Here is a 6301-nt window from a genome sequence, read left to right as displayed (position 1 = left end):
CCGGCAGCGCGCCGCGCACCGGCGGCGCGGTCGCCGCGGCGACGTGGTCTCCGTGCTGCTCGCCGAGACCTCGGGCCGGCTGCGGCCGCGTGCCATCTCCGACGACCGCGGCATGCGCTCCATGCTGTCCGCGTACTCGCCGCTCGGCGAGGCCGTCACCGAGGACGTCCACGACGAGGCGATCACCGCCGACGGCGCGCCGCGACCCGAGTACGTGGACGTGCTCAAGGCCGTCTCCGACCTCGGCCCCGAGACCCTGCGCGACCGCAAGGCCGGCGTCGACGACCGCCTGCGCGACCTCGGCATCATGCTCAAGGTGTACGGCTACGACGAGCCGCAGGTCTTCCCGCTGGACGCCGTGCCGCGCATCGTGCCCGCCGACCAGTGGAGCCGCATCTCCGCAGGGCTCGAGCAGCGCGCCCGCGCGATGGAGATGTTCCTCCAGGACATCTACGGCCCGAGCGAGATCACGCGCGCGGGGATCGTCCCGCCCGACGCGCTCGAGCGGGCGCCGGGGTTCCGGCCGACGGGCCGCGCGGTGCCGGAGGGCGTGCTGCACGCCCCGGTGTGTGGCGCCGACCTGGTCTCGACGGGGCCGGGCGAGTGGATCGTGCTCGAGGACAACCTGCGCATGCCGGGCGGCCTGGCGATGGCGGTCGCGCTGCGCGACCGGATCACCGAGGGCTATCCCGAGTTCGGCGCGCGCTCCGAGGTGCACGACCCGCGCGCCGGCCTGGAGCTGCTGGGGAGGACGTTGCGCGCGGCCGCGCCGGAGGGTGTGGACGATCCGCGGATCGCCGTGGTGGTCGCCGAGGACGAGCTGGAGGCCTTCGACCTCATCCACGCCGCCGAGGCGGTGGACGCCGTGGTGGTGACCCCGGACCGCCTGGTGTGTGCGGACGGGAAGGTCTATGGCGACGACGACGAGGGCCGCCACCCCATCGACGTCCTCTACGTCCGTATGGACGAGGAGATGCTCCTCTCGTCGGACGGCGCGGACGGCGCTCGTCTACGGCGTGGGCTGCTCGGCGCGATGGCCGAGGGGGCCGTGGCCGTGGTGAACGCGCCGGGCAACGGGGCGGCCGACGACAAGGCCATCTACGCGCGGGTCCCGCAGATCATCAACTTCTACCTGGGCGAGAAGCCGCTGATCGGTCAGGTCGACACCTACCTGTGCTCCGACCCCGAGCAACGGCGCGAGGTGCTGGACCGGCTCGGCGAGCTGGTGGTCAAGCCCATCGACGGCTACGGCGGGTCCGGCATCACGGTGGGCCCGGAGTGCTCGCCGCGGGAGCTCGACGAGCGGCGCGACGAACTGCGCCGCGACGGTTCGCGGTTCGTGGCGCAGGAGGTGCAGTCGCTGTCCACGCTGCCGACGTTCGACGGGCACGAACTGCAGCGTCGCCACGTGGACATGCGGGCGTTCGTCATGCTCAGCCGCGACGCGGCCGGGCAGATCGTCGCCGAGGCCCCGCCGGTCGCCATGACACGCGTCGCACCCGCGGGCACCATGGTCGTCAACGCCTCCAGCGGAGGGGGCGGGAAGGACACCTGGATCCACCGTGCCTGACATCACCGAGGTCACAGAGGAGAAAGAGTCACTGGACGCCGCCGGGTCGCCCGAGGACGCGGTCGGCGGCCCGGAGTACATCCGGCACACGTCGTCGCCGTGCCTGTCGCCCGACGGGTCGATGCTGGCGTTCGTGGTCACCGAACGGACCGGCTACCCGCGGGCGGTCCAGCGGCCGCTCGGGCCGGGCGGGCTGGACGGTGCCGGCCCGGAGCGCGACGTCGTCCTGCCCATCGACGGCCCCGTCCGCAAGGTCGCGTACTCGCCCAACGGCAAGTGGCTCGCCTGCGAGGTCGCGCCGGACGGCGGTGAGCGCGAGCGCATCTTCCTGGTCACCACGGACCCGGAGGACCACAGCGCGTATGCCGTGGACACGTGGGGCGACGCGACCGTGCAGATCGTGTGCTGGGACGGCGAGCTGCTCGCCGTGACGGCCTTCGACTCCGAGGGCGTCGCCGAGGGACGACTCGTCGACCCGGAGTCGGGGGAGAGCACGGTCGTGGACCGCCGGATGGGCGGCGCGCTCGTCCACGCCCGCGACGGGGCGGCGCTGTTCCGGGTGGGCGCCCGCGGCATCCGCGAGCTGCTGCGGATCGTCCCCGACGGCCGGTGGTGGCCGCTGCTGCCCGTCGACACCGGGGCCACGACCGACGCCGGGGTCATCCTCGACGCCGGCGGGCCGGATCGGCCGATGCGCATGGTGGTCCGCAGCGACCACTCCGCCGAGCGGACCGGCCTGCTCGCGGTGGAGGCCGGAGAGGACGGCACCGAGTCGTGGCCGCTCGCCTACCGCGACGACGCCGACCTCGACACCGTCGAGGTGAGTCTGGACCGCTCGACCGCCGTCCTGCTGTGGAACGTCCGCGGGGGGCTCTCCGAGCTGGAGGTCCTGGACATCACGTCCGACCGGCCGCGCGTGATCGCCCGGCCGCCCCTGCCCGACGTGGTGGCCACGTCGCCGACCATCACCGCGGACGGCCGGCTGCTCGCGGTGACGGTCGAGAGCCTCGACGAGCCGCCCCGGGTGGTGATGTACGACGTCGAGCGCTGCCGGTGGACCGGCCGTGGCCCGCACAAGCCGGACCCGGCCCCCGAGCTGGTGACGTTCACCGCCCGCGACGGCCTCGAGCTGAGCGGCTGGCTGTACCGCGCCGCGCCGGAGGGCGAGCCCGCCCCCACCGTGGTGTACCTGCACGGCGGACCGGAGGGGCAGTCGCGTCCGGGGTACAACGACATCGCCCGGCGGCTGCTCGACATCGGGGTGACGTGCTTCGCCCCCAACGTCCGCGGCTCGACCGGATTCGGGCGCTTCTTCAGCCACGCCGACGACCGGTACGGGCGGTTCGCCGCCATCGACGACGTCGAGGACGCGCTGCTGCACCTCGTCGACGAGGGCATCGCCGACCCGGACCGCGTGATCGTGGCCGGGCGCTCCTACGGCGGGTACCTCGTCAACGCCACGCTCGTCCGGCACGCGGGCCGCTGGTGCGGCGGGATCGCGGCGTGCGGGATGAGCGACATGCGGACCTTCTACCGCGACACCGAACCGTGGGTCGCGGCGGCCGCCTACCCCAAGTACGGCAATCCCCTCCAGGAGCAGGAGCTGCTCAAGGAGGTCTCGCCGCTGCGCCGGTTCTACCGGGTGGAGGTGCCGATGCTGTTCGTCCACGGCGCCCATGACACCAACGTCCCGCCCAGCGAGACCGAGCAGGCGGCCGAGGCGCTGCGACGCAGGGACGTACCGGTGGACGTGCTGATCTTCGAGGACGAAGGTCATGAATTCGTGAAATTGGCCAACCGGCAGCTGCTCGGCGACCGGGTGGTCCAGTTCTGTCAGGAGGTGTTCGGTGTTCGGACGCGGAAAGACCGAGACTAAGACCGAGAAGCAGGACCCGAGCGGTCTCGAGGAGCGCCTGGTGCAGTGGCGGCGCCACATCCACACGCACCCCGAGCTGTCGTTCGAGGAGACCGAGACCACGGCCTACATCGCCGAGCAGCTCCGCGGGATGGGGCTGAAGCCGCGCGAGTTCGAGCTGGGCACGGGCCTGTGGTGTGACGTGCCGGCGGCCGACGGCGCCACCGCTGAGGACGTCGTCGCGCTCCGAGCGGACATCGACGCGCTGCCGATGTCCGAGGAGTCGGGGGAGTCGTTCTCCTCCGAGGTCGAGGGCGTGAGCCACACCTGCGGCCACGACGGGCACACCGCGATGCTGCTCGGTGCGGCGGAGATGCTGGTCGCCGACCCGCCGCCGCGCCCGGTCCGCCTCATCTTCCAGCCCGCCGAGGAAACAATGCCCGGTGGCGCCAAGACCTGCGTCGAGGAGGGCGTGGTCGAAGGCGTCGACCGAATCATCGCGCTGCACTGCGACCCCCACCGCCGCGTCGGCGAGGTCGGCGTGACCGGCGGGCCGATCACCTCGTCCAACGCCAAGATCGGCGTGCACGTCCACTCGGCCGGCGGTCACACGGCGCGGCCACACGAGACGCAGGACACCGTCCACGCGCTCGCGCAGATCGTCCTGGGTCTGAACGGCGTGATCGACCGGCGTATCGATCCCCGCTCCGGCACGGTCCTGACGTGGGGGTCGATCAAGGCCGGCGGTTCGGCGCCGAACGTCATCCCGGACTCGGGCGAACTGTGGGGCACGCTCCGCAGCGCCGACCGCGACGTCTGGGCGACCGCCGAGCCGCTCGTCCGCGACGCGATCGAGCACCTGGCCGCGCTGTACGGAGTGCGGGCCGAGGTCGACTACGTGCAGGGCGTCCCGCCCGTGGTCAACGACGACGAGTGCGCCGAGCTCGCAGCCCGCGCCGTGGAGGCGGTGTTCGGTCCGGAGGGTGTGGGCACGGCCGAGCAGTCCAGCGGCGGCGAGGACTTCGCCTGGTACACCGAGGAGATCCCGGGCGTCTATCTGCGCCTGGGCGTCTGGGACGGCGAGCGGGACGAGACGGACCTGCACCACCCGGGCTTCGTGCTCGACGAGCGGGCACTGCTCCACGGGGCCCGCATCTTCAACGAGTTCGCGCGCCTCGACCGCAGCGCCTGACCGACCGTTGCCGGCCGCCCGCTCACCGTCGGGAAGACGGTACCGGGGCCGCCCGCGCACCGTCGAGAAGACGGTTCGGCCCGTATCGCCCGAGAGGCGACGTGCGAAACCGTCTTCTCGACGAGGCCAAGGGCTCGAGGCCTGCGGCCAAGGGCCCGGGGCTTGCGGCCCGAGGCCTGCCGAGCAGAGGATTCCGCCTGTATCGCCCGAGAGACAGGGTGCGAAATCCTCTTCTCGACGGGCGAGGCGCGAGGTGTCGAAGCCGGCCCGGCCCGCCCGGCGTACGCGAGGCGTGCGGCCGGGCCCGCCGCCAGGTCAGCGGATGGTGATGGCCGCGTCGCCCGCGGGGACGAGCTCGCCGATCACCGGAGCGCCCGGGATCTCGCCGGCCACCAGCAGTCCACCCGAGGTCTGCGCGTCGGCGAGCAGCAGCAGCTCGTCCTCACTCACCGACGCGTCGAGGTGCGGACGCACCCAGTCGAGGTTGCGGCGCGTCCCGCCGCTGACGAACCCGTCGGCGAGCGCCTGGCGGGCCCCCTCGAGGTAGGGCACGGCGGCCGAATCGATCACCGCCGAGACGCCGCTGGCCCGGGCCATCTTGTAGAGGTGGCCGAGCAGTCCGAACCCGGTGACGTCGGTCGCGCACTCGACGCCCGCGGCCAGCGCCTGCCGCGAGGCGACGTCGTTGAGGCGGGTCATCGTCTCGATCGCCTCGGCGCTCACCGCCCCGGTGTTCTTGTGCCGGCTGTTGAGCACGCCGATCCCCAATGGCTTGGTCAGTGACAGCGGCACCCCGGCGCGTCCGGCGTCGTTGCGCAGCAGCCGGTCGGGGTCGGCGGTGCCGGTGACGGCCATGCCGTACTTGGGCTCCGGGTCGTCGACGCTGTGCCCTCCGGCGACGTGGCACCCGGCGGCACCCGCGACGTCCTGGGCACCGCGCAGCACCTCGCCGGCCATCTCGTACGGCAGGACATCCATCGGCCAGCACAGCAGGTTGATGGCCACGATCGGGGTACCGCCCATGGCGTAGACATCGGACAACGCGTTGGCGGCCGCGATCCGGCCCCAGTCGTACGGGTCGTCGACGACGGGCGTGAAGAAGTCGGCCGTGCTGATCACCGCGACGCCGCCCGAGATCCGGACCGCCGCGGCGTCGTCGCCGTCGTCCAGACCCACGATGAGCTGCGCCGCGGGCTCGTGCACCGGGGCTCCGACGAGTCCCGAGACGACGTTCTCCAGCGCGCCGGGCGGGATTTTGCAGGCGCAACCGCCACCGTGGGCGTACGAGGTCAGCCGGGCGGGGGACGAAGCGGTGTCGGTGGCCATGCCCCGACCCTAGCCACGCGAGCGGCCGGGCGGGTGACCACGAGAGCGGCCGGTGGGCACCCACGCGCGACGATCGACGGGCGGGTCCGGCGTGGAACGCCTACCCTCGTGGTGGCAGGGAGGCGTCCGGGCACCTGGTGGTCCCCGCGGTCTTCAAAACCGACGTGGCCGAGTATCTCGGTCAGGCGGGTTCGATTCCCGTCCGCCTCCGCCACAACCGTTCGTAAAGGGGAGCGACGATCGCCGAGCAGCCGACCGCGGGGCCCACGCGAACCGCCGCCGACGATCCGCGCCGCCGCATCCCGTCCACCGACGTCCTGCTCCGCGCCCCGCGGCTCGCCGCCGCCGTCGCCGACCT

At 73.0% G+C, this 6301-nt stretch carries 4 protein-coding genes and 1 tRNA gene; 4 read left to right on the top strand and 1 reads right to left on the bottom strand.

The genetic code is table 11. The features are described from left to right. The 3 genes from G6030_RS07995 to G6030_RS07985 all read left to right on the top strand — a co-directional run. Nucleotides 1-1570 (top strand): circularly permuted type 2 ATP-grasp protein (locus G6030_RS07995; protein ID WP_182642756.1); only part of this gene is annotated, 1570 nt, incomplete at its 5' end. Then, complete coding sequence (locus G6030_RS07990) at nucleotides 1563-3446, top strand: alpha/beta fold hydrolase (RefSeq protein WP_182642755.1); 1884 nt, start codon at nucleotides 1563-1565, stop codon at nucleotides 3444-3446. The genes G6030_RS07995 and G6030_RS07990, both read left to right, overlap by 8 nt. Next, entirely contained in the window at nucleotides 3418-4617 is a 1200-nt protein-coding gene (locus G6030_RS07985; protein ID WP_182642754.1) for an amidohydrolase, read from the top strand. Before G6030_RS07990 ends, G6030_RS07985 begins: the two co-directional genes overlap by 29 nt. A gap of 315 nt (nucleotides 4618-4932) precedes the next feature. Here the strand turns inward: G6030_RS07985 and selD are convergent, their stop codons facing one another. Further along, nucleotides 4933-5943 carry a selenide, water dikinase SelD gene (gene selD / locus G6030_RS07980; RefSeq protein ID WP_182642753.1) on the bottom strand — a complete coding sequence of 337 codons (1011 nt, stop codon included), beginning with the start codon at nucleotides 5941-5943 and terminating at the stop codon, nucleotides 4933-4935. A gap of 118 nt (nucleotides 5944-6061) precedes the next feature. On the opposite strand from selD, the gene G6030_RS07975 reads away from it, so the two are divergent. Continuing rightward, nucleotides 6062-6157: transfer RNA gene (locus G6030_RS07975), tRNA-Sec, on the top strand. The last annotated feature ends 144 nt before the right edge of the window (nucleotides 6158-6301 follow it).

The sequence above is a fragment of the Dietzia sp. E1 genome (genome assembly GCF_014145015.1).
Taxonomy (GTDB): Bacteria; Actinomycetota; Actinomycetes; order Mycobacteriales; family Mycobacteriaceae; genus Dietzia; species Dietzia cinnamea_A.
The sequence above is the reverse complement of the archived record's forward strand: the minus strand, read 5'-3'. Positions and strand labels throughout refer to the sequence as shown.

Excerpts from the sequence above, each read along its gene's own strand:
- selD (WP_182642753.1), bottom strand. The coding sequence starts at position 5,943 with ATGGCCACCGACACCGCTTCGTCCCCCGCCCGGCTGACCTCGTACGCC.